Raw genomic sequence first — 22,582 nt, 5'->3', positions numbered from 1 at the left:
AAATTTTTTAGCAGAACACCATGAACAATGAACTGAGCTTCAACCTCAAGAGCATTTGCTTCGATGAAAACTATCTCCCATCGGACAGCACACGCATCACCACCAACTTTGCCAACCTGGCCCGTGGCTCCAGCCGCCAGCAAAACCTGCGCCACACGCTGCGCATGATTGACCGCCGCTTCAATGATCTGGCGCATTGGGACAACCCGACCGGGGACCGCTACTCGGTGGAGCTGGAGATCATCTCGGTAGAAATGAATATTGCGGCTCAAGGCCGCAGCGATGCATTTCCCTTGATCGAGATTCTGAAAACCAGCTTTCTCGACAAGAAAGAAAACAAACGTATCGAAGGCATTGTGGGCAACAACTTTTCCTCTTATGTGCGTGACTATGACTTCAGCGTACTGCTGCCCGACTACAACCTGAACCGCGCGCAATTCAGCGTGCCCGCCGATTTTGGCGACCTGCATGGGAAGCTGTTCAAGCAGTTTTCCAGCTCCAGCACCTATGCCCAGCACTTCAGCAAGCAGCCAGTCATCTGCATCAGCGTCTCGACGAGCAAGACCTATCAGCGCACCGAGAATCAGCACCCTGTGCTGGGCGTCGAGTATCTGCAAAACGAGCTGTCATCTACGGACCATTACTTCGCCAAGATGGGCTTGCAGGTGCGCTTTTTCATGCCGCCCAACAGCGTCGCGCCCTTGGCGTTTTACTTCCGCGGCGATCTGCTGGGCGACTACTCGAACCTTGAGCTGATCGGCACCATCAGCACCATGGAGACCTTCCAGAAGATCTATCGCCCCGAGATTTACAACGCCAACTCTGCGGCCGGAAAACGCTATCAGCCGAGCCTGAATAACCAGGATTACTCGGTGACGCAGATTGTTTATGACCGTGAAGAGCGCAGCCAGCTGGCCGTGAAGCAGGGCAAGTTTGCCGAGGAGTGTTTCATCAAGCCCTACAAGAGCGTGCTGGAACAATGGGCCAGCAAGTTCTCTCATTGACCCGCGCCAATACAAAACGACTCCCATCATTCGCAGAAAGAAATCCTCCCATGTTTGAAACCTCCATCGCCGGCAGCCTGCCCAAACCCGAGTGGCTGGCTGAAACCAACAAGCTCTGGCCCCAGTGGAAAGCAGAAGGCGATGCCCTACTGCAAGCCAAGGCCGATGCCACCCTTCTGTGGATCAAGGCTCAGGAAGACGCGGGCCTGGACATCGTGTGCGACGGCGAGCAGTCGCGTCAGCACTTTGTGCATGGCTTTCTGGAGCAAGTCGAGGGCATTGACTTCGACAACAAAGTGAAAATGGGCATCCGCGACAACCGCTATGACGCCATGGTGCCTCAGGTAGTCTCAGCCCTGCGCCTGAAAGGTCGCGTCCATGCCTTTGAAGCGCAACTGGCGCGTGCACACACCAAGAAAAAGCTCAAGTTCACCCTGCCTGGCCCGATGACCATCATCGATACCGTAGCAGACCGCTTCTACGGTGACAAAGTCAAGATGGCTTTCGCCTTTGCAGAGCTACTCAACCAAGAAGCCCTGGCGCTGCAGGCCGATGGCGTGGACATCATCCAGTTTGATGAACCAGCCTTCAACGTCTACATGAAGGACGCAGCCGACTGGGGAGTGAAAGCGCTGGAGCGGGCGGCGCAGGGGCTGACATGCACAACAGCAGTTCATATCTGCTACGGCTACGGCATCAAGGCCAATACCGACTGGAAGAGCACCCTGGGTGAAGAATGGCGCCAGTACGAAACGGTGTTCCCGGCGCTGGCCCGCAGCAGCATTGATCAGGTAAGCCTGGAGTGCATTCACTCCCATGTGCCGCCAAATCTGATGAAACTGCTGGCTGGCAAGGACGTGATGGTTGGTGTGATCGATGTGGCCAGCGATGTGGTCGAGACACCAGAGGAAGTCGCCGACACCATTGGCCGCGCGCTGGAGTTTGTACCCAAGGAGCGATTGCTCCCATGCACGAATTGCGGCTTGGCCCCTATGTCGCGGGATGTAGCATGGCGCAAGCTAGAGGCATTAGCAGCTGGCGCGAAGCTGGCAAAGGAGCGTATTACTGCTGTGTGAGATATGACGCAATCGGCATATCCGGGCCTCCAAATTCACTCTGTTGATGGCGAGACACCTCGGCTATGCCGCATCGAACAGTGTTTGCAAGCTTGCTTGAGTACAAAAATCGTTGCGCTTACGTATGGCTGCTATGTCGTCTCTAGCAGTCATAGACAGATGTTGTGAAAGACAGCTGACAGCCTAAAGCTGTCTTTGAAGAAAGGCTGCGGCCTTTTCCCATTCGGGCGATGGCATAAAACCTAAGCTTAATGTGTGCGCGTACAGGCTGTTGACCATATCCAAAGATGCGTTGACCTCGTGCGCGCAACGCAAGATCAAACTAGGCTCGATTTCGTTAAAAAAGGGAGCTAGAACTCCATTCGCCCATTCATTTTTTGCACTTAAGCGACCATTGCAAAACGATGCAATCACATCCGACGAACTCACGATGGGCCCGTATGGAACATTCATATGGTTTGCAATGAGGTAAGCGCCTGACATGGACCTGATTGTCTAATATTGCGAGAAGACTAGCCAATTTCACTGATCGATTGGTGGAGGTCTACGAGAGCTCAACGTCCCGTCTTGTCAATGCCGTCTTGGCGCTGTTTGAGCAAGGATTGATTGAGTGCCCAAGTTCGAAGGATGCTGCTTGTAAACGCGGAATATCCGGACGCAAGACCTCACTAGGGGTAGAAATTGGCGCTTACGTATCAAACCCCGCAAACGGTTGGTGCGAGATAGGCCTGAGCCACTGACGGTGCCAGAAAACAGCAACGCAGTCTGGTCGATGGACTTCATGCACGACCAGTTGGAAGATGGGCGCAGCATTCGGCTGCTCAATGTCATCGACGACTTCAACCGCGAAGCGCTGGGCATCGAGGTGGATCTCTCGCTGCCATCGCACCGAGTGATCCGAGTATTGGCACAAGTCATAGCCTGGCGAGGCAAACCCAAAGTGATTCGTTGTGACAACGGGCCGGAGTACATCAGCGCCACATTGCTCAATTGGGCTCGCAGCCAGGACATTCGCATTGAACACATCCAGCCTGGAAAGCCCCAGCAGAATGCCTACGTGGAGCGCTTCAACAGAACGGTTCGCTACGAATGGTTGTCCCAGTATTATTGGGGCGACCTCGACGGGGTGCGGGAGTTCGCTACGCAATGGATGTGGCGCTACAACCATGAACGCCCAAACATGGCCTTGGGCGGTATTACCCCGAAACAGCGGTTGGCCATGGCCGCATAGCTCTACTTCTCGGAGCGAAGGAATTCGGGGGGATTACCGCAAGTCACGGACGACAACAACGGTCAACAAGTGAAAAATGTGGAAGAAAGAGGTCTGCCATCTTTTCAGTATCGGTGAAAGTGTTAGTGACGGAAAATGGCTATGTCCACTGGGGGATACATTACTAACTATTAGGGTCATTCAGAACAAATGACGGCTATGCCATCTATACCGGGATGCTGAACAGCCAGTACGACAGGATGCAGGGCCAGGCCAGAAACAAGCAGGGGGATACATGGGACTGGACTGCCAGCCGGCTGCGCCCCTGCCAGTGACATAAAAATCAGCAAGCGCTTCGCTACAGTTCATCCACTTTTCTTTTGTCATGTGGATAGCGATGAAAGTAGCAAGTTTTTTTCTGATGGCTCTGACCGCGCTGGTTTCTGGTCTGGAAGATGCAAAGGCCGAGACGAGCAGCAATGGTCTGATTTTTGAAAGTCTGGTGCAGGGCACTGGCCCCAGCCCCACGGCTTCGGACGTCATCAAAGTGCACTACCGTGGCTATTTTCCGGAGTCCGGCAAGGAGTTCGACAGCTCCTACGAGCGCAATCGGCCCATCGAGTTTCCACTGCACAGTGTGATTGCCTGCTGGCGCGAAGGCACGCAGCGTATGAGGGTGGGCGGCAAGGCGCGCTTTACCTGCCCGCCATCGCTGGCTTACGGCACACGCGGCTCGGGGCGGGTGATTCCTCCCAATGCCACCCTGAGCTTTGATGTGGAGCTGCTGGGCATTCAGGGCCGCTGACTTGGGGCGTAGTGCCGCTCGGGCCTCAAGGTTTCTCGATTCCCAGACGTTTGGCCAGACGCTGCAGATTGGCTCTGTCCAGCTGCAGTTCACGCGCTGCAGCGGCCCAGCTGCCCTGGTGGCGCTGCAGGCTGGCCAGAATCAGCTGTCTTTCATGCTCGGCCACTGATTCGCGCAGGCCTGCGGGTGCGGTTGCTGCTGGCGCTGATGTTTCCCCCGGTGCTGTCTGCAGTGGCTGTGGCTGGGCCGCGTGTATTTCCAGATCATCGGGCAGTATCGTCAGAATGCGGGCCCGGCCCGTATCCTGGCGGCTCAGGGCCTTGAGCACGGCGCGGCTGATGAGGTGCTCCAGCTCGCGCACATTGCCGGGCCAGTCGTGCCTGAGCAAGGCCGCTTGCGCTGCAGCATCCAGCCGCAGCCCGCCCAGTTGCAGGCGGGAGCGGTTCTCTTCCAGAAAGTAGCCCGCCAGCAGCAGCACATCGCTGTCGCGCTCGCGCAGCGAAGGCAGCTGCAGCGGATAGACGTTGAGGCGGTGGTAGAAGTCGGCACGCATGCGCCCGGCAGCAACCTCGGCGGCCAGATCACGGTTGGTGGCGGCGATGACGCGCACATCCACATGGTGTTCGCGGTCAGAGCCCAGGCGCTGCAGCTGGCCGCTTTGCAGCACACGCAGCAGCTTGGCCTGCACGGGCAGAGACAGCTCGCCGACCTCGTCCAGAAACAATGTGCCCTGATGGGCTTGCTCAAATTTGCCACTGCGTTCGGTCTGTGCACCCGTGAAAGCGCCACGCACATGGCCGAACAGCTCGCTTTCCACTAGGTTATCGGGCAGGGCGGCGCAGTTGATGCTGACCAGAGGGCGCCTGGCGCGGGAGGACTGGGCGTGTACAGCCTGAGCCACCAGCTCTTTGCCAGTGCCTGTTTCGCCGGTGATGAGCACGCTGAGGTCGCTGCTGGCAATCAGTGCAATGTCTTTTTGCAGGCTGCGCATGGCCGGGCTGTTGCCCAGCAGCTCGCGCTGCGGCGCGGCAATGTAGCAGGCCGCGCCCTGTGTGTTGCGGGCTATCTGCGACAGCTGATGCACGCGCTCTGCGGTGGCCACGGTGGCGGCAGCCAGATTGCTGAAAGCCTGAAGCAGCGCGAGAGAGCTGGCATCTGCAAAGCGCCCGGGCTGCATGGCGTCCAGCGTCAGCAGGCCCCATGGCATGCCGCCCAGTTGGAGCACGCAGCCCATGCAGTCATGCACATGCAGCTCTGCCATGGGCTGGCCCTGATGGGCGACCAGCCCGTCATACGGATCGGGCAGAGGGCTGTCAGGCTCAAAGCGCATGGCCTGACCTGCGGCCAGCAACTGGGCCAGACGTGGATGATCGCTGAGGCGAAAGCGCCGCCCCAGCGTGTCTGGCACCAGACCGTCAATGGCCATGGGGCGCAGCCATTCACCTTCCAGTTTCAGCAGGGCCACGGCATCTGCAGGCAGCAGCGTGCGCAGGGCGGCCAGCAGGCGGCGCATGCGTTCGCGCTCAGGCATGTCCTGGGCCAGGTCTGCGACCAGCGGGATAACGGCATTGAGGATGTGGCTTGTTGTCATAACGACTCTTTTTGAGGTCAAAAGGACTTCAAAAAATCAGAGTCATATTGACTCATGTTTCGCCAAGCCCTTGTCGGAAAAGGGCTGCAAAGCTGGCATGTGGTTTGCGTTGAACAGAGCAAGCCCCGCAATTGGCCGGGCTGGAATATGGAGAGTTACATGCTGACCGAACGTCAACGCGAGATTGTCAAAGCCACCGTCCCCCTGCTGGAAACCGGCGGCGAAGCCCTGACCACCCATTTCTACAAGACCATGCTGGCCGAGCACCCCGAGGTGCGCCCGCTGTTCAACCAGGCGCACCAGCAAAGCGGTGCCCAGCCGCGTGCGTTGGCCCATAGCGTGCTGATGTACGCCAAGAATATCGACCGTCTGGAAGGTCTGGGCAACCTGCCCGCGCAGATCATCAACAAGCATGTGGCGCTGCAGGTGCAGGCCGAGCATTACCCCGTGGTGGGTGCGTGCCTGCTGCGTGCCATTCGTGAGGTGCTGGGTGCAGAGATTGCGACCGACGAAGTCATCGCCGCCTGGGGGGCCGCCTACCAGCAACTGGCAGACATTCTGATTGCGGCCGAGCGCAGCATTTATGACCAGACTGCAGCTGCCGAAGGCGGCTGGCGCGGCGCGCGTGACTTCAAGGTGGTGCGCAAGGAAGCTGAGAGTGCGGAGATTACTTCCTTCTATCTGGAGCCAGTGGATGGCGGTGCCGTCATTGCCCATCTGCCCGGTCAGTACATTGGCCTCACGGCGGTCGTGGATGGTGTGGAGCAGCGCCGCAACTATTCGCTGTCTGCCGCCAGCAATGGCAAGAGCTATCGCATCAGCGTCAAGCGCGAGCAGGGTGGCAAGGTCTCGGGCTATCTGCACGATCAGGTTCAGGTTGGGGATGTGCTGCAGCTGTTTGCACCTTCGGGCCACTTCACGCTGCAGGCCAGCGCCAGGCCTTTGGTGCTGATCAGTGGCGGCGTGGGTATTACTCCCACCCTGCCCATGCTGCAGGCGGCGCTGCCCACGGGGCGCCAGATCACCTTTATTCACTGCGCACGCGATCGCGGCGTGCAGGCCTTCCGTGAAAAGGTGGATGCGCTGGCAGCCGCCCACACACAGCTAACCCGCCGCTATTGCTATGACCGTCACGACCAAGCTCAGGCGGCAGATGGTGTGGCCATGCAAGGCCGCCTGAGCACCGAAGTGCTGGCACAGTGGCTGCCCGAATCGCGTGACGCTGATGTCTATTTCCTTGGCCCGCGTGACTTCATGCGCAGCGTCAAGCAATCACTGCAGACGCTGGGCGTGCCCGAGACACAGGTGCATTACGAGTTCTTTGGCCCGGCTGAAGCGTTGACTACCCCCTGAGCGGCTTCGCCGCTGCCCCCTCTCTCTACGCGCTGCACGCTAGGGGAGGGGGAAGACACCGTCGCTGCGGGGCGATGGGGCCGCCCAGGCCCTTGTTCGGAGCACCTCGCTTTGGCTTGTTCCGGTTGGAGCACTGCGATATATAAGCCAATGGATGCTCATAAAAAAAGAGCTGCTTGCGCTTGATAGGTAAGCGCTAGAGGTTGAAAAGGCTTGAAGCCGGGCCTTCAGTCTCTGCCATGCCCCATGGTGTGGAGAATTTCTGCGCCATCCATGATCTGGCTGATGCCGTTGAACCAGCGGCACTGGGTATGGATATTGCCGTAGTTGTCCATCCAGTCCAGCAAGATGGACTGGATGTATACCAGCCTCTGGCTGCCCAGCCCGGCATCAAAGACCAGGGCATAGAACTGACCCAGATTGGGCGGGCAGTTCATTTCTTGCGCAAATCGCTGCCAGGCGGCATGCAGGGCAGCGGCATCTGCAGCGCACAACTGGGTTTCAAACACCTGGGGTAATTGTGCACTGCTGCACCATTGCACGATCTCGCCTTGCTGTAGCCGGGCTTCAAAACAGCGGCCAGCATCGTTGAAAACCAGGGCTTGCGTGTCATTGAGACTGTGCGCATAGACATTGCTGGATTCGGGCACTTCAGCGGCAAAGCGCTGCAGCAAGGGCATGTCCATGCCTTGCACGATGCTGCTATGCAGCTGTGGCGGAATCTGCTGCGGATCCCTTGGCACGACCTGCTCCGCCCAGGCCTTCCATTCCGCCGGTAGATAGGGCTCGAGCCAGTTCACAGCGCCTGCGGTGATTTTCCGGTTCAACTGTGCATTGGAATGCAGAGCGTTGGCTATCTGGCTGCGAGAGTAAGGCCGCACAGCCGTTCGCTCGCGTTCAATCAGGCGTTTGAGCTGGCGTTTGTTCAGGCGCTGTGCGGCCATGTCTTGTTTAGCGGTAGTAGGCCTCGACCGTGCCTTTGAGCTTGATCAGCAAAGGCTTGCCCTTGCGGTCAATCGCCTTGCCGTGAGGGACTTTGACCCAGCCTTCGCTGACGCAGTATTCCTCAACGTCAAAGCGCTCCTTGCCATTGAAGCGGATGCCGATGTCGTATTCAAACACGGCGGCCACATGATGGGGGCTGCGAGGGTCGATGGACAGATGGTCAGGCAGTTCGGGGCGGATAGCGTCGGTCATGATGTTCTTGGAGTTCCGGATACAAAGGGCGATATTTTCGGCGTAATCGTAAACACGATCCTGGCTGCAGGTTTAGGGCTACGACTTTTCGGGCTTTGCGCGATTGGCACGGCGCATGGCCTGCCCTATGCTTGCTGTCATGCTTACGCCAGAACAACGCCTGTCGCTGCAACAAGCCAAGCGCTTGCCACTGATTCTCTTGCTGGCCGTCACAGCCGGCTTCATTGCTACGGCGCTGGCGGGTTCGCGCTGGGCCATTGACGGGCTGGAGGTGCCGCTGTGGCTGGTCTGCCTGCGTGCCATCTGCGAGGCAGCCATGGTCGGCGCACTGGCCGACTGGTTTGCCGTCACGGCCCTGTTCCGCCATATTCCGCTGCCCATGGTGGGGCGGCACACGGCCATCATCCCGCGCAACAAGGACCGCATTGGCGAGAACCTGGCTGTCTTTGTGCGCGACAAGTTTCTGGATGCGCCGTCGCTGGTGGCGCTGATCGAGCGGCATAACCCGGCGCAGGCGCTGGCCGACTGGCTCACCGCACCTGCCAATAGCCAGCTACTGGGCAAGCAGGTAGCGCGGCTGGCGCTGGCCGCGCTGGAGATGGTGCAGGACAAGCAGGTCGAGAAGTTTCTGACCCAGTCGCTCAAGGCGGTGATGCAGCATGTTGATTTGTCGCGCACTGCTGCATCGCTGCTGTCAGGGCTGACGTCTGGCGGGCGCCATCAGGAGGTGCTCGACGATGTGCTGGCGCGCATCAGCGGTGTGTTGAGGCAGGAGCAAACCCATGTGCTGATTGCGCAGACGATTGTGGTGTGGCTCAAGCGCGAGCACCCCATCAAGGAAAAAATGTTGCCCACCGACTGGCTCAGCGACAAGGGGGCCAGCATGATTGCCAGTGCGCTCGACAGCCTGCTGCAGGATATTGCGCATCACCCGGATCATCGTTTGCGTGAGGCGTTTGATGATTCCGTGCAGCGTTTGATTGAAGGCTTGCAAACCGATCCCGTATATGCCGAGCGCGTGGAAAAGCTGCGCAACTACCTGCTGCACGATGAAAAGCTGGCCGCCTATCTGCGCGAGCTGTGGCAAGGCTGGCGCGCCCGGCTGCAGCGCGATCTGGCCGATGAAAACTCGGCCCTGGCGCGGCGCGCTACTGTCATGGGGCGCTGGCTGGGGCAGGCATTGGCGCATGACGAGGCGCTGCGCATTTCCATGAACGAGCGCCTCAAGCGCTGGGCGACGACGCTGGCGCCTGATGTGTCGCAGTTCATCGGGCAGCACATTGCAGACACCGTCAAGCGCTGGGATGCGGAGCAACTCTCCACCTTGATCGAAGCGCATATCGGCAAAGACCTTCAGTACATACGCATCAACGGCACGCTGGTGGGCGGGGCAATTGGTTTGCTGCTGTTCTTGCTGTCCCACGCGGGCAGCCTGTGGCGTAGCGCGATGCAGGCGCTGGGCTGATTCCGAGATTCCTGCTCTGAAAGATGTAGCTTTCAGCGGCTGACTGGTCTTGAGTTCAGCAGGTATTTCTTTGAATTCGACGCCTGAAAAACGCTGTCAGCTATCAAAACAGAAGCGTCAAGCCTGCTCTTCAGAAGGCTCTGGCGGCAGCAGTTGCTTGCCAATCAGTTGCCAGGCCTTGGCTGCATCCATCTGGCCCGCAAAGTAATGGCAACTGGCGGCTGTCATGGCGATGCGGCCGTTTTCGGGCTCCAGATCAAAGGCCAGTTCGCACTGCGCTGCTGCATTGGCCCACATCACCAGCGCATTGTTGTTCTCTTCTTTTTGCAGCGCATGGGCCTCGGCCATCCAGGCCTGAGCCAGTCTGAACGCTGCTTCGGGCTCGTTCATATCGGCTTTGTGGGCCAGATAGAACTCCTTGCCTGCGGCCTGCCACAGAGAGCGGGCCGCAGAGAAATCTTCGGTTGCCTGCTTCTGGGCCTGGGTCACCAGCGCATTGCCTGCCTGAAGGTGGTTTTGATAATCGGTGTTGCTGTCTTGGGGCATGGCCAAATTGTCGCCATTGCGCAAAAGCTGAGAGCGTTGCCGGGCTCATGTCCCTCTGGCGGGGTCTAAAACCCGCAGTCCGGGCTGGTGCCCTGTATGTGGCTTGACAGGGCAATTGGTAAGACGTTTGGCTATCGGCTGCCTTTTTCAGGCCCGGTTTCTGCGGAGATGATTAACTGCGTCAGGCGCAGATATTCCTTGCGCTCTTTCTCTGTAAGTGGCGCCAGCAAGCGCGTTTGAGAGCGCAGAACGCAGGGAATCGCTTCCTTGAGCACTTCCTGGCCCTGTGCGGTGGGAGTGATCAGGCGCACACGCTTGTCTGTTGCAGAGGCATTGCGTTCAAGCAAGCCGCGTGCTTCCAGCCGGTCAATCACGCCATTGATGGTGGAGGTGTCAAAAGCAATGGCTTTGGCCAGCGTGGTCTGGTCAATTCCCGGGGTGTTGCAGATGGTCTGCAAAGCGGCGTACTGCACGGGGGTGAGTTTCAGCTCGCCCACTTCTTCCGTGAAAAGAGCAACCGCAGCCTGATGCACGCGTCTGGCGTGGTGACCAGGCAAGGTGTAGAGGCTCAGGTTGTCTGTTTTGTTCTTCATGTTTTTCATTCAAGGGAATTCCCCAATCTTACTTTTTTAAATAGTACGCATACTAATCATCACAACGCTAAATATTTGCATGCGCTAATTTTGGTGCTGGCTTGCATCTGACGAATGCATGCCTGCCTCGATGCACAGGAGATCACGATGAACTGGTTGAAGAACGCTTGGTATGTGGCGGGGTTCAAGTCCGAACTTGATGGTGGCGCCGTGGTTGCGCGCAGGCTGCTGAATACGGCGGTCGTCATGCTGCGCCATTCCGATGGCCGTGTGGCGGCGCTGGAAGATGTCTGCCCGCATCGCCTGCTGCCGCTGTCTGCGGGCACCCGTGTGGGGGATGAGCTGCAGTGCGGCTATCACGGCATTCGCATTGCGGTGGATGGCGCTTGCACGCTGGCCCCGGGGCAGGTGCACATTCCAAAGCAAGCCTGCGTGCGCAAATTCGCGCTGGAAGAGCGTCATGGCCTGCTGTGGATCTGGCTGGGTGATGCACCAGCAAACTCCGATCTGATTCCCAATATTCACTGGAATGAAAGCGACGACTGGGCCTGCTCTCGCGGCTACCACCATGTGGATGCAGATTTCCGTCTGGCGGTGGACAACCTCATGGACCTGGGGCATGAAAGCTGGGTGCATCTGCGCACCATTGGTCAGGAAGACGAGGAGGCCATTCCCAGCTATCCCGTCAAGGTGACTGTGCATGGCGATGGCGCGGTACGTGCCCACCGTGAAATGCCCAACATCGATGCGCCGCCTTTCTTTGCCATGGTGCTCGATCACCAGGGCCGCATCAACCGCTGGCAGACGGCGGTGAGCTCTTCTCCTTCCATCTGCATGACGGACTTCGGCGTGTACCCCGTGGGCACTTCGGCTGACAACGCCTACCGCAGCCACGTCCTTCACATGCTGACGCCGGAAACGGAAAACACCACGCACTATTTCTGGTCCGTGGCGCGCAATCGGCGCCTTGACGATGAGGCTTTGACCGAGTCTGTTCGCCAGGCCATCGTGCACACGTTTGATGAAGACGCGGTGGTGCTTTCCCTGCAGCAAAAGCAGGTGCAGGAATACGGCGGCCCTGTGCCTCGTGTGGCTCTCAAAGTCGATGAAGCCCCGATTCGTGCTCGCCGCATGCTGGATGCACTTATCAAGCGCGAAGAGCAAGAGCCAGGCTTCATCTATCAACCGGCGTTGATGATCGAAGACACCACGCCAGAACTTTCCATGTAATTGCCTTTAGACCCGCTAACACTACCCTTGATACGTCGTTGCTTCGCCTTGTCGTACTTTTGTACTGCCTGCGGCTTCGCGCCTCGTCTCAAACGCAAACCTTCGGTTTGCTGGGTGGTGTTAGCGGCTCTTAGAGCAGCGCGAAACCTCATTGCCAGAGAGATGCCAAGGCTTGAATGCCTGGAGCTTCCGAACAGGAGACAAGAATGAGTAGTGATCTGAGAAAAGAGCTGAATGAAGCGCCGATGAGCCGATTTCAGTGGAGTGCCATCGTGGTCTGCATCCTGCTCAACGCCCTTGATGGCTTTGACGTGCTGGTGATGGCCTTTACGGCGGCGGGCGTGTCTGCAGAGTGGAAGCTCAATGGTGCGCAGCTCGGCGTGCTGTTCAGTGCGGGGCTTTTGGGCATGGCTGCGGGTTCCCTGCTGCTGGCCCCGCTGGCTGACCGATGGGGGCGCCAGCGGGTAACGCTGCTGAGTCTGGTGCTGATTGCCTCTGGCATGCTGCTGTCAGGCTATACGCGCAGCCAGCATGAACTGGCGCTGATGCGCGTTGTCACAGGGCTTGGCATTGGCGGCATGCTGGCCAGCGTGACCGTCATCATTGGTGAGTATTCATCCGATAAATGGCGGGGCATGAATATCGCACTCTACACCGCTGGCTACCCGCTGGGCGCCACGATTGGCGGGCTGGCCGCTGCCTGGATGCTGACGCATTACGGCTGGCGCTCAGTCTTCATTGCCGGTGGCATTGCCACTGCCGTCATGATTCCCGTGGTGCTGTGGCGCCTGCCGGAATCGGTGGATTTTCTGATCTCCAGGCGCCCTGCGCAGGCGCTGCAAAAACTCAATGCACTGCTGGTGAAGATGGGGCGTGCGCCAATGGCTCAGCTGCCTGCACTTTCTGTGCAGACGCAGGCGCAAACTGGCAACGCCATTGCGGGTTTGTTTCGCAATGGATTGCTTGGCAAGACAGCGCTGATCTGGTGTGGCTTCTTCATGCTGATGTTCGGCTTTTACTTTGCGCTGAGCTGGACTCCCAAGCTGCTGGTCTCTGCCGGTCTTTCCGCAACACAGGGCATCACTGGCGGTGTGCTGCTGAATCTGGGTGGCATGGTTGGCGGCGTGATCTTTGGCGCTCTTTCCGTGCGGATGAATCTGGGGCGACTGACGGCATTGGCCATGCTGCTGGCTGGGGTGAACCTGGCACTGTTTGGGGCTGTGTCGGGTGGCTTGTACGCGGCTTTCACCGTGGCATTTGCCATTGGCATCTTCCTGTTCTCTTCCATGGCAGGCCTGTACGCGGTAACGCAAAGCAGCTATCCCGTTGAGGTGCGCACCACAGGCATTGGCTATGCGATTGGAGTGGGGCGTCTGGGTGCCATCCTGGCGCCGCTGTGCGCAGGCTTTTTCATTGATGCGGGCTGGACGCCGAACAAGCTCTACTACGTGTTCGCCCTGCCTCTGTTTGTGGCAATGCTGGCACTGGCGGCGCTGTCTGCAGGGCGCAAGCCAGCGAACACCGCACAGATGGCAGCGGCGCATTGATTCGGCAAAAGTCCGGATCAGCAAGGAGACGATATGAGTACACAGGTCGCAAAATTGAATGTGCGTATTTCACGCAAGACCGAAGAGGCGCAGGACATTTGCATGCTGGAGCTGGCGTCGCTGGACGGCGCAGCGTTGCCCGGGTTTTCGGCGGGCTCCCATGTCGATGTTTTTCTGCCCAATGGACTGGTGCGCCAGTATTCGCTGTGCAACCACCCTCAGGAAACAGATCGCTACCAGATCGCGGTGCTGCGCTGCGAGGATTCGCGTGGAGGTTCTGCAGCAGTGCATGAGCTGCTGAAGGAGGGCGACACCCTCTCCATCAGCGCACCACGCAACAACTTTGCGCTGCAGCACGAAGCGCGCAAGCACCTGTTGCTGGCGGGGGGCATTGGTATCACGCCCCTGCTTTCCATGGCGGAGCGGCTGAACACGCTGGGCGCCGATTTTGAAATGCATTACGCTGCCCGTTCAGAGCAGCGCATGGCATTTGTGCGCCGCATTCGCGATTCGGCCTATGCCAGCCATGTTCGTTTTTACTGCGATGACGACAAGGCTGCGGGTGAGCTGAAACTGTCGGAAGTTCTGGCTGCACATGATGCAGGTACGCATCTGTATGTCTGCGGTCCCGGTGGCTTCATGAATGCAGTGCTGGAAAAAGCACGCGAGCTGGGCTGGAGTGAGGATTGCCTGCACCGCGAGTTTTTTACGGTGGATGCGCCCCAGGTGCAGGATGGCGATCAGGCGTTCGAGGTGCAGCTTGCCAGCACCGGACAACGGGTTCAGATTCCGGTTGGTGTCTCCATCATTCATGCGCTGGAAAAAGTCGGAGTCGAGATTCCCTACTCCTGCGAGCAGGGCGTGTGCGGCACCTGCCTCACCCGTGTGCTGGAGGGTACGCCAGATCACCGGGACGTCTATCTGACGGAGGCTGAGCAGGCTTGCAACGACCAGTTCACACCCTGCTGCTCCCGCTCGCGCAGTGCACGCCTGGTGCTTGATCTTTAAATGGCCAGGCTGATGCCGATGGTGGTGATGCCTTGTTCATCAGAGGTGACAAAGGCCTCGCCGCCATGCATGCGGGCAATGGCCGACACGATGGCCAGACCCAGTCCGTGATTGCGATCTGCCTGGCTGCGTGAAGCATCAGATCGATAGAAGCGGTCAAACAACCTTGGCAAATGGGCGGCTTCAATCTGCTGCCCATGATTGCGAACGCTGAGATGCAGCCTGTGCTTCTGCGGCACCTCCTTTATCAGCACTTCTATGGTTGACCCAGAGCGGGCATAACGGGTGGCATTGCCCAGCAGATTGGACAGGGCGCGGCGCAGCAGGCGTGCATCGACCTGGGCGCTGGCGTCGCCCTCAATCTGCACCTGCAGACCGGCTTCCTGCAGCGATGCTTCGTGATAGTCAATCACCTCGGATGCAAGCGCAGCAATGCTGGCAACCTGAATGCGGCGCGCACTCTCGCCGCGGTCGGCGTGAGACAGAAACAGCATGTCCGCCACAATGCCTGCCATGCGCTGCAGGTCTTCCAGGTTAGAGGCCAGTATGTCGCGCAGTTCTTCTGCGCTGCGGGGCTTGCGCAGGGCCAGCTCGCAGCTGCTGATCAGCGTTGTAAGCGGGGTGTTGAGCTCATGGGCCACGTCAGCGTTGAAGGCTTCCATCTGCCGGTAGGCCACGGCCAGGCGCTCCAGCAGTGCATTGAATTGGTCAATCAGCGGGCGTAGCTCTTGAGGCTGGTCGGTATCGTCCAGGCGCTTTTGCCAGTCGCGGCTCAGGTCTTGCGCGCCCAGCTGGCTGGTTTGTTCGACCAGGGAATGCAGCGGCGCCAGGCCCCGTCGCACCAGAAAGGCACTGGCTGTGGAGACCAGCAAAGAGCTGCTGACGGCAGCGATACCAAGGATCCAGGCCAGCTGGCGCAGCAGTGCATCGTCAGGGCGGCGGTCCAGCATCAGCAATACCTGCACGGCTTGCTTCGGTGCCTCTGCCTGAACAGCGGGCAAATCAATGACAAAGCTGCGGCGTTCACTGCGTTTGTCATCCACGGGCTGGCGCAGTTGTTCGAACAGCAACTGGCCGTTGCTGCTGGTAATGCGCAGAGACAGCTCGTCATGCCCGGTCAGAAAGTCGCTGAGCATATGCAGCATCACGCCTGGTGTGTGCGAGGCCCGGCCTTCTTGCAGCAAGTGCTGCACGGCCTGCTGCTTGTGCTTGAGGCTTTCCTGCTGGCGCTGCATCACCGCCAGCCAGCTGCCCCAGTACACGGCAACGCAGACCAGGCCCAGGCCTAGCATGGTTAGCAGGGCCAGGGAGCGGGACAGGCGTTTGCCCAGGTGCTGTATGGGTTGAGAAGTCACGGCGTGATTTTTGTCTGAATGCTGAAGTCTGGCGCAGCCCTCAGGGCATGGGCCGAAGTTCCAGCACATAACCCATGCCGCGCACGGTGTGCAGCAGTGGCTGCTCGAACGGTGCATCAAGCTTGAGCCGCAGGCGGCGCACCGCCACTTCGACCACATTGGTTTCGCTGTCGAAATTCATGTCCCACACTTGCGATGCCAGCTCGGTGCGCGACAGCACTTCGCCGTGGCGGCGCAGCAGCAGGCTCAGCAGATTGAATTCCTTGGCTGTCAGATCCAGCCGCTGACCAGCGCGTGTGGCTTTGCGTCGAATCAGGTCCAGATCCAGATCGGCCATGCGCAGCACGGTGGCTTCGGGTGTGGTCTGCGTCTGCAGACCACGGCGCAGCAGCGCATGGATGCGGGCCACCAGCTCTGAAAACGCGAACGGTTTGACCAGATAGTCATCGGCCCCGCCTTGCAGGCCTTTGACCCGGTCTTCCACCTGGGCACGCGCTGTGAGCATCAGCACAGGCGTCTGCCTGGACTGGCGCAGCGCCGCCAGCACGGCCAGGCCGTCGATGCCGGGCAGCATGCCGTCCAGCACGATAAGGTCGTAGGCCTGCTCGGTGGCCAGGTGCAGGCCATCAATGCCGTTATGGGCGACATCCACCACAAAGCCTTCTTCACTCAGGCCTTTTTGCAGATATTCGGCGAGCTTGATCTCGTCTTCAATGACCAAAAGCTTCATGGCTGCCATTGTCCGGCAAAGCCGTTGCCGCCCAAGATGACGAATTTGTCATCTTGGCGTTGGGCCGGTGTCGCGCAGCCGGGACTAGAGTGTGACGGCTCCCAGAGTCTGCTGTCATCGTGTCAGGGCTGGCGGGGCGGAGTCGGATATGAAATTCTTGAAGCAAGCCCCGGCCTGCTGGTTGGGTGCCAGCTTGCTGCTGGCCGGTGGTAGCGCCTGGGCGCAAGCCTCAAATGCCAGTGCCACATTGCCCGCAGTCACTCTGCAAACCGCTCTGGCGCAGGCCATGGAGCGCAACCCTGGCCTGCGTGCAGCCCAGCAGGCAGTGGCTGCCAGCGAAGGCGCGATGATCCAGAGTCAGGCCAGACCCAACCCGGAGCTGGCTTTTTCGCAGGAAGACACAAGGCGCACGACGCGTTCTTCATCACTGCAGTGGAATCAGCCCATTGAGGTGGGCGGCAAACGTGCTGCGCGTATGAGAGTGGCCGAGCATGGCGTGGAGCTGGCCCGGGCTGAGCTGGACACCACCCGTGCTGCCCTGCGTGCCGATGTGCGCACCGCGTTTGTGAACCTGCTGGCGGCCCAGCAGCGTGTGCAGCTCAATGAAAAGACGCTGCAGATTGCCACGCAGGCCCGCGATGCAGCAGCCAAGCGCGTGATTGCAGGCAAGGCAGCACCGCTGGAAGAAACCAAGGCCCAGGTGGCAGAGTCCAGTGCGCAACTGGCACTGAACCAGGCGCAGTCCGGCTTGCGCGTGGCTAGGCAGCAACTGGCCTTGCTATGGGGAGGCTCGGGCTTGGCTGTTGGTGAGGCCATGGGCGATATGGACCAGCTTACGCAACTGCCACCACAGGAACAGTTGCTTCAAAAAATAGAGCATTCAGCGCAGGTGGTAAGAGCCCAGCAGGCCTATTTTCAGGCTAGATCTACTGCAGAGCTGGAGCGCGCCAAGCGCCTGCCGGATCCCACAGTGAGCGTGGGCGTCAAGCGTGCCGAGGAGGCTGGGCGCAATCAGCTGCTGCTGGGTGTTTCCATCCCCTTACCGATTCTGGACAGCAACCGAGGCAACCAGTTGCAGGCTCTGCGTCTGGCTGACAAGGCCGAAGATGAGCTGCTGGCCGCTCGCCAGCTGGCGCAGGCGCAGCTGTTGCAGAACTACGAGCAACTGCAGACCAGCCGTGCGCAGACCCAGCAGCTGCAAAGCAAGGTGTTGCCCGGTGCGCAGTCGGCCTATGAGGTGGCGGCCAAGGGCTTTGCTCTGGGCAAATTCAGCTATCTCGATGTGCTGGATGCGCAGCGCACGCTGGCCGAGGCAAGTGGCCTTTATCTCGATCAACTGGTGGCTACGCACCGTGCGGCAGCCGATATCACGCGCCAGCTTGGCGACATTCCCGGCCTTGAATAAGCACCTTCACCCATGAATCAGACCTCTTCCTCCAGGCGCCGCACTGCCATCGCGATTGCCGCCATTCTGGTGCTGGGCGCAGCCGCCGCTGCGGGCATTGTCTATGGCACCCAGCCCGCCAAACCTGCTGCCGAGGCGCATGGTCATGAACATGCGGGTGAATCGCATGAGCATGATGCCAAGTCAGAGCACAAGCACGACTCTAAACACGACGACAAGCACGATGAAAAAGAGCATGCGCATGAAGAAGGCGAGCACGCAGAGAAAGAACAGGATAAAGAACACGAAGAGGGTGTGCTTAAGCTTGATGCTGCACGTGCCAAGACCGCAGGCGTGACGCTGCTGCAAGCCGGCCCCGCAGCCATTGGCAGCAGCCTGCAACTGCCTGGTGAAATTCGTTTCAACGAAGATCGCACCGCCCACGTGGTGCCGCGCGTCGCAGGTGTGGTCGAAAGTGTCGCCGCCAATCTGGGGCAGATGGTGAAGAAAGGCCAGTTGCTGGCCGTGCTCAGCAGCCCTGCAGTTTCAGAGCAGCGCAGCGAGCTGATGGCCGCGCAAAAGCGCCTGGCGCTGGCGCGCACCACCTACCAGCGTGAAAAGCAGCTGTGGCAGGAAAAGATATCGGCAGAGCAGGACTATCTGCAGGCCCAGCAGGCCATGCGCGAGGCCGAAATCGCAGCGGCCAATGCCCAGCAGAAGTTGGCAGCCATTGGTGCAGGAGCCGGTTCTGCGGGCGGCCTCAATCGCTTTGAGCTGCGTGCGCCGTTTGATGGCGTGGTGGTGGAAAAGCATTTGTCCGTGGGCGAGGCCGTGCAGGACAGCACGGCGGTGTTCACCATCTCCGACCTGCGTTCGGTCTGGGCTGAGATGAAGGTCGCGGCTTCCGATCTGCCCTTTGTGCGCGTGGGCGAAAAAGCCGTGGTGCAGGCCACGGCCTTTGAATCCAAGGCTACGGGAGTCGTGGCCTATGTGGGCGCCTTGATCGGGCAGGACACACGCACGGCACCTGCTCGCATCACGCTGGACAACCCCGAAGGCATCTGGCGCCCGGGCCTGTTTGTGAATGTGGATTTGACGGCCTCGTCACAGCAGGTGGCGGTGAGCGTGGCGACTTCTGCGGTGCAGAAGATTGACGGAGACAAACCTGTGGTGTTTGTGCCTGTGGAGGGTGGTTTTAAGGCCCAGAGCGTGAAGCTGGGCAAGGCCGATGCGCAGAACACCGAAGTGCTGCAGGGGCTGACAGCGGGGCAGAGCTATGTCAACGGCGGCAGCTTTATTCTCAAATCTGAACTCGGCAAAGCCTCCGCCGAACATGTGCATTAAGGGGCGCTGAATGTTTGAGCGCATCATCCGCTTTGCCATTGCACAGCGCTGGCTGGTCATGCTGGCCACCATCGCGCTGATAGGCCTTGGCATCTACAACTACCAGCGCCTGCCCATTGATGCTGTGCCTGACATCACCAATGTGCAGGTGCAGATCAACACCTCGGCGCCAGGCTATTCGCCGCTGGAGACCGAGCAGCGCGTGACCTTTCCGGTCGAGACCGTGATGGCTGGCCTGCCCCATCTGGAGCAGACACGTTCGCTGTCGCGCTATGGCCTGTCGCAAGTCACCGTGGTCTTCAAGGACGGCACGGATATCTACTTTGCCCGCCAGCTGGTCAATGAGCGCATGCAGCAGGCGCGTGATGCGCTGCCGCAAGGCGTGACGCCCACGCTGGGCCCGATCTCCACAGGCCTGGGCGAAATCTATCTGTGGACGGTGGAAGCCGATGACGACGCTAAAAAGCCCGATGGCTCTGCCTACATGCCCATGGACCTGCGCGAGATTCAGGACTGGGTCATCAAGCCCCAGCTGCGCAACGTGCCCGGCGTGACCGAGATCAACTCCATTGGCGGCTTTGCCAAGGAATATCTGGTTGCGCCTAAGCCAGAAAAACTGCTTGCCTACGGCATCACTCTGGCCGAGATCGTGACGGCGCTGGAGCGCAACAATGCCAACGTTGGCGCTGGTTATATCGAGCGCCAGGGCGAGCAGTACCTGATCCGTGCACCGGGCCAGGTCCACGGCATTGCCGATATCCGTGAAGTCATTGTCGGCACGGCCCAGGGCCAGCCGATTCGCGTGCGTGATCTGGCCGATGTGGAGCTGGGCCGCGAACTGCGCACAGGTGCGGCCACCGATAACGGGCGCGAAGTGGTGCTGGGCACCGTCTTTATGCTGATTGGCGAGAACAGCCGTTCGGTATCGCAGGCCGTGCATGCGCGTATGCAGGAGATCAACAAAAGCCTGCCGCAAGGGGTGAAAGCCGTCACCGTTTACGATCGTACGAATCTGGTGGACAAGGCCATTGCCACAGTGAAGAAGAATCTGGTGGAAGGCGCAGCGCTGGTAGTGGTCATCCTGTTCCTCTTCCTAGGCAATCTGCGGGCTGCCCTGATCACGACGCTCATCATTCCGCTGTCCATGTTGTTCACCTTTACGGGCATGGTGCAACTGCGCGTCAGCGCCAATCTGATGAGCCTGGGGGCACTGGATTTCGGCATCATCATCGACGGTGCGGTGGTGATTGTGGAGAACTGCGTGCGGCGTCTGTCCCATGCGCAAGCTGCTGCAGGGCGGCCGCTGACACGCAGCGAACGCTTTGAAGAAGTGTTTGCCGCTGCCAAAGAAGCACGCCGTCCGCTGCTGTTCGGCCAGCTCATCATCATGGTGGTGTACCTGCCCATCTTTGCGCTGACTGGCGTGGAGGGAAAGATGTTCCACCCCATGGCGCTGACGGTAGTGATTGCGCTGCTGGGGGCCATGCTGCTGTCCATCACCTTTATCCCGGCTGCGATTGCGCTGTTCATGGGCGACAAGGTGGCAGAAAAAGAAAACCGCCTCATGACCTGGGCGCGCCACGCTTATGCGCCGGTGCTGGAAAAGGTCATGCATGCGCCTGCTGTGGTGCTGACGGCGGCCAGCGTGGTTGTCGCCTTGAGTCTGCTGCTGGCAACCCGCATGGGCAGCGAGTTTGCGCCCAATCTGAATGAAGGCGATTTTGCGATTCAGGCGCTGCGCATTCCCGGCACCAGTCTCACGCAGTCAGTGGAAATGCAGATGCAACTGGAGCGCGAACTGACCCGCCAGTTCCCCGAGATCGAGCGCGTGTTTGCGCGCACCGGCACGGCCGAGATTGCCTCGGACCCCATGCCGCCCAATATTTCGGACGGCTACATCATGCTTAAACCGCGTGACCAGTGGCCAGATCCATCACGTTCGCGTGACGATCTGCTGGCGGCTGTGCAAGAGGCTGTTGAGAAGATTCCCGGCAGCAACTACGAGTTCTCGCAGCCGATTCAGCTGCGCTTCAACGAACTGATTTCTGGTGTGCGCAGCGATGTGGCTATCAAGATCTTTGGCGACGATATGCAGGTGCTGGAGAAGTCCGCGCAAAGCGTGGCGGCCATGCTGCAAAAGATTCCCGGTGCATCGGAAGTCAAGGTCGAGCAGACCACGGGCCTGCCCATGCTGACGATTCAGATTGACCGTGAAAAAGCCTCGCGCTACGGACTGAATATGGGCGATGTGCAGGACGCCATCAGTACAGCGCTCGGCGGTCGTGAGGCGGGAACCGTGTTCGAGGGCGACCGCCGCTTCGACATCCAGGTGCGCCTACCCGAGGTGCTGCGCAACGATATGGACGGCATTGGTCGCCTGCCCGTGGCGCTGCCCCGTGTGGGCGATGCACGCCAGGGCTTTGTGCCGCTGTCCACCATCGCTTCGGTAGAGCTGGCGCCGGGCCCCAACCAGGTCAGCCGTGAAGACGGCAAGCGCCGCATCGTCGTCAGCGCCAATGTGCGCGGGCGGGATATGGGCTCGTTTGTGGCGGATGCCCAGCAGGCACTGGAGGGCGTGCAACTGCCATCGGGCTACTGGACGCGTTGGGGCGGCACGTTCGAGAGCCTGGAGTCCGCACGCCAGCGCCTGATGATTGTGGTGCCCGTGGCTCTGGCGCTGGTGTTCACGCTGCTGTTTGCCATGTTCGGCAACGTCAAGGATGGCTTGATCGTCTTTACCGGCATTCCGTTTGCGCTGACGGGCGGCATTGTGGCGCTGTGGTTGCGCGGCATTCCGCTGTCTATCTCGGCGGCCATTGGCTTTATTGCACTGTGCGGCGTGGCCGTGCTCAACGGTCTGGTGATGATTTCCTATATCCGCTCGCTGCGTGAGCAGGGCATGGGGCTGGAGCAGGCCGTGACGGAAGGTGCGCTGACCCGTCTGCGCCCTGTGCTGATGACGGCGCTGGTGGCTTCGCTGGGCTTTGTGCCCATGGCGATTGCCACGGGCACGGGTGCCGAGGTGCAGCGACCGCTGGCCACGGTGGTGATCGGCGGCATTCTGTCTTCCACGGCGTTGACGCTGCTGGTGTTGCCGCTGCTGTACCGACTGGGTTACCGGCGAGAAATAGCGCAGGCCTGATC

Annotated in this window: 18 protein-coding genes and 1 pseudogene; 12 read left to right on the top strand and 7 right to left on the bottom strand. The window is 59.7% G+C overall.

Annotated features, from left to right (window positions below):
* Nucleotides 1-20 precede the first annotated feature (20 nt).
* The 4 genes and pseudogenes from JDW18_RS20090 to JDW18_RS20075 all read left to right on the top strand — a co-directional run bounded on the left by JDW18_RS20090 (nucleotide 21) and on the right by JDW18_RS20075 (nucleotide 4,095).
* Nucleotides 21-1,004 (top strand): DUF1852 domain-containing protein, encoded by a 984-nt coding sequence (locus JDW18_RS20090; protein ID WP_218241368.1) that lies wholly within the window; start codon nucleotides 21-23, stop codon nucleotides 1,002-1,004.
* Nucleotides 1,005-1,054: 50 nt separating this feature from the next.
* Nucleotides 1,055-2,080 (top strand): methionine synthase, encoded by a 1,026-nt coding sequence (locus tag JDW18_RS20085; RefSeq protein WP_218241367.1) that lies wholly within the window; start codon nucleotides 1,055-1,057, stop codon nucleotides 2,078-2,080.
* Between the two features lie 685 nt (nucleotides 2,081-2,765).
* Nucleotides 2,766-3,311, top strand: a pseudogene (locus tag JDW18_RS20080) (IS3 family transposase); the annotation flags it as partial.
* Nucleotides 3,312-3,711: 400 nt separating this feature from the next.
* Nucleotides 3,712-4,095 carry an FKBP-type peptidyl-prolyl cis-trans isomerase gene (locus JDW18_RS20075; RefSeq protein WP_425514816.1) on the top strand — a complete coding sequence of 128 codons (384 nt, stop codon included), beginning with the start codon at nucleotides 3,712-3,714 and terminating at the stop codon, nucleotides 4,093-4,095.
* Nucleotides 4,096-4,120: 25 nt separating this feature from the next.
* Here JDW18_RS20075 and norR read toward each other — a convergent pair whose 3' ends face one another.
* Nucleotides 4,121-5,686 carry a nitric oxide reductase transcriptional regulator NorR gene (norR, locus tag JDW18_RS20070; protein ID WP_218241364.1) on the bottom strand — a complete coding sequence of 522 codons (1,566 nt, stop codon included), beginning with the start codon at nucleotides 5,684-5,686 and terminating at the stop codon, nucleotides 4,121-4,123.
* Nucleotides 5,687-5,845: 159 nt separating this feature from the next.
* Here norR and hmpA point away from each other — a divergent pair, with 159 nt between their 5' ends.
* Nucleotides 5,846-7,039: an NO-inducible flavohemoprotein gene (hmpA, locus tag JDW18_RS20065; RefSeq protein ID WP_218241363.1), complete on the top strand. Its 1,194-nt coding sequence runs from the start codon at nucleotides 5,846-5,848 to the stop codon at nucleotides 7,037-7,039.
* Nucleotides 7,040-7,266: 227 nt separating this feature from the next.
* On the opposite strand, the gene JDW18_RS20060 is transcribed toward hmpA, so the two are convergent.
* A complete protein-coding gene (locus JDW18_RS20060) occupies nucleotides 7,267-7,983 on the bottom strand; it encodes a hypothetical protein (protein ID WP_218241361.1) in 717 nt (238 codons plus the stop codon).
* Nucleotides 7,984-7,990: 7 nt separating this feature from the next.
* A complete protein-coding gene (locus tag JDW18_RS20055) occupies nucleotides 7,991-8,236 on the bottom strand; it encodes a DUF3297 family protein (protein WP_218241360.1) in 246 nt (81 codons plus the stop codon).
* Between the two features lie 139 nt (nucleotides 8,237-8,375).
* Here JDW18_RS20055 and JDW18_RS20050 point away from each other — a divergent pair, with 139 nt between their 5' ends.
* Complete coding sequence (locus JDW18_RS20050) at nucleotides 8,376-9,701, top strand: DUF445 domain-containing protein (RefSeq protein WP_218241359.1); 1,326 nt, start codon at nucleotides 8,376-8,378, stop codon at nucleotides 9,699-9,701.
* A gap of 117 nt (nucleotides 9,702-9,818) precedes the next feature.
* Here JDW18_RS20050 and JDW18_RS20045 read toward each other — a convergent pair whose 3' ends face one another.
* A complete protein-coding gene (locus JDW18_RS20045) occupies nucleotides 9,819-10,247 on the bottom strand; it encodes a hypothetical protein (RefSeq protein WP_218241358.1) in 429 nt (142 codons plus the stop codon).
* Nucleotides 10,248-10,378: 131 nt separating this feature from the next.
* A complete protein-coding gene (locus JDW18_RS20040) occupies nucleotides 10,379-10,840 on the bottom strand; it encodes a MarR family winged helix-turn-helix transcriptional regulator (RefSeq protein ID WP_246610115.1) in 462 nt (153 codons plus the stop codon).
* Nucleotides 10,841-10,987: 147 nt separating this feature from the next.
* Between JDW18_RS20040 and JDW18_RS20035 the strand changes: the two genes are divergently transcribed.
* From JDW18_RS20035 to JDW18_RS20025, 3 genes are all read left to right on the top strand, one after another.
* Nucleotides 10,988-12,070 carry an aromatic ring-hydroxylating oxygenase subunit alpha gene (locus tag JDW18_RS20035; protein WP_218241355.1) on the top strand — a complete coding sequence of 361 codons (1,083 nt, stop codon included), beginning with the start codon at nucleotides 10,988-10,990 and terminating at the stop codon, nucleotides 12,068-12,070.
* Between the two features lie 206 nt (nucleotides 12,071-12,276).
* Nucleotides 12,277-13,617: an MFS transporter gene (locus tag JDW18_RS20030; protein ID WP_218241354.1), complete on the top strand. Its 1,341-nt coding sequence runs from the start codon at nucleotides 12,277-12,279 to the stop codon at nucleotides 13,615-13,617.
* Between the two features lie 33 nt (nucleotides 13,618-13,650).
* On the top strand, nucleotides 13,651-14,625 hold the full coding sequence (locus tag JDW18_RS20025) for a PDR/VanB family oxidoreductase (RefSeq protein ID WP_218241353.1): 975 nt from the start codon (nucleotides 13,651-13,653) through the stop codon (nucleotides 14,623-14,625).
* Here the strand turns inward: JDW18_RS20025 and JDW18_RS20020 are convergent.
* Entirely contained in the window at nucleotides 14,622-15,980 is a 1,359-nt protein-coding gene (locus JDW18_RS20020; RefSeq protein ID WP_246610112.1) for a heavy metal sensor histidine kinase, read from the bottom strand. The genes JDW18_RS20025 and JDW18_RS20020 overlap by 4 nt on opposite strands.
* Before the next feature lie 40 nt (nucleotides 15,981-16,020).
* On the bottom strand, nucleotides 16,021-16,710 hold the full coding sequence (locus JDW18_RS20015) for a heavy metal response regulator transcription factor (protein ID WP_218241349.1): 690 nt from the start codon (nucleotides 16,708-16,710) through the stop codon (nucleotides 16,021-16,023).
* A 148-nt stretch (nucleotides 16,711-16,858) separates the two neighbouring features.
* Here JDW18_RS20015 and JDW18_RS20010 point away from each other — a divergent pair, with 148 nt between their 5' ends.
* Genes JDW18_RS20010 through JDW18_RS20000 form a run of 3 tightly spaced genes read left to right on the top strand, consistent with a single transcriptional unit; the run spans nucleotide 16,859 to nucleotide 22,580 of the window.
* Nucleotides 16,859-18,115 (top strand): TolC family protein, encoded by a 1,257-nt coding sequence (locus JDW18_RS20010; protein ID WP_218241347.1) that lies wholly within the window; start codon nucleotides 16,859-16,861, stop codon nucleotides 18,113-18,115.
* 12 nt (nucleotides 18,116-18,127) lie between these two features.
* Complete coding sequence (locus JDW18_RS20005) at nucleotides 18,128-19,438, top strand: efflux RND transporter periplasmic adaptor subunit (RefSeq protein WP_218241346.1); 1,311 nt, start codon at nucleotides 18,128-18,130, stop codon at nucleotides 19,436-19,438.
* Between the two features lie 10 nt (nucleotides 19,439-19,448).
* Nucleotides 19,449-22,580, top strand: a complete 3,132-nt coding sequence (locus JDW18_RS20000) for an efflux RND transporter permease subunit (protein ID WP_218241344.1) — start codon at nucleotides 19,449-19,451, stop codon at nucleotides 22,578-22,580.
* Nucleotides 22,581-22,582: the final 2 nt, after the last annotated feature.

This window comes from Comamonas fluminis (assembly GCF_019186805.1).
GTDB lineage: Bacteria > Pseudomonadota > Gammaproteobacteria > Burkholderiales > Burkholderiaceae_C > Comamonas > Comamonas fluminis.
This window is presented reverse-complemented; position numbering and strand designations above follow the sequence as displayed.

Coding starts and splice junctions, on each gene's coding strand:
- JDW18_RS20010 (WP_218241347.1), top strand. CDS start 16,859: ATGAAATTCTTGAAGCAAGCCCCGGCCTGCTGGTTGGGTGCCAGCTTG.
- hmpA (WP_218241363.1), top strand. CDS start 5,846: ATGCTGACCGAACGTCAACGCGAGATTGTCAAAGCCACCGTCCCCCTG.
- JDW18_RS20015 (WP_218241349.1), bottom strand. CDS start 16,710: ATGAAGCTTTTGGTCATTGAAGACGAGATCAAGCTCGCCGAATATCTG.
- JDW18_RS20060 (WP_218241361.1), bottom strand. CDS start 7,983: ATGGCCGCACAGCGCCTGAACAAACGCCAGCTCAAACGCCTGATTGAA.
- JDW18_RS20055 (WP_218241360.1), bottom strand. CDS start 8,236: ATGACCGACGCTATCCGCCCCGAACTGCCTGACCATCTGTCCATCGAC.
- JDW18_RS20040 (WP_246610115.1), bottom strand. CDS start 10,840: ATGAAGAACAAAACAGACAACCTGAGCCTCTACACCTTGCCTGGTCAC.
- norR (WP_218241364.1), bottom strand. CDS start 5,686: ATGACAACAAGCCACATCCTCAATGCCGTTATCCCGCTGGTCGCAGAC.
- JDW18_RS20035 (WP_218241355.1), top strand. CDS start 10,988: ATGAACTGGTTGAAGAACGCTTGGTATGTGGCGGGGTTCAAGTCCGAA.
- JDW18_RS20085 (WP_218241367.1), top strand. CDS start 1,055: ATGTTTGAAACCTCCATCGCCGGCAGCCTGCCCAAACCCGAGTGGCTG.
- JDW18_RS20045 (WP_218241358.1), bottom strand. CDS start 10,247: ATGCCCCAAGACAGCAACACCGATTATCAAAACCACCTTCAGGCAGGC.
- JDW18_RS20005 (WP_218241346.1), top strand. CDS start 18,128: ATGAATCAGACCTCTTCCTCCAGGCGCCGCACTGCCATCGCGATTGCC.
- JDW18_RS20025 (WP_218241353.1), top strand. CDS start 13,651: ATGAGTACACAGGTCGCAAAATTGAATGTGCGTATTTCACGCAAGACC.
- JDW18_RS20075 (WP_425514816.1), top strand. CDS start 3,712: ATGGCTCTGACCGCGCTGGTTTCTGGTCTGGAAGATGCAAAGGCCGAG.
- JDW18_RS20000 (WP_218241344.1), top strand. CDS start 19,449: ATGTTTGAGCGCATCATCCGCTTTGCCATTGCACAGCGCTGGCTGGTC.
- JDW18_RS20030 (WP_218241354.1), top strand. CDS start 12,277: ATGAGTAGTGATCTGAGAAAAGAGCTGAATGAAGCGCCGATGAGCCGA.
- JDW18_RS20090 (WP_218241368.1), top strand. CDS start 21: ATGAACAATGAACTGAGCTTCAACCTCAAGAGCATTTGCTTCGATGAA.
- JDW18_RS20050 (WP_218241359.1), top strand. CDS start 8,376: ATGCTTACGCCAGAACAACGCCTGTCGCTGCAACAAGCCAAGCGCTTG.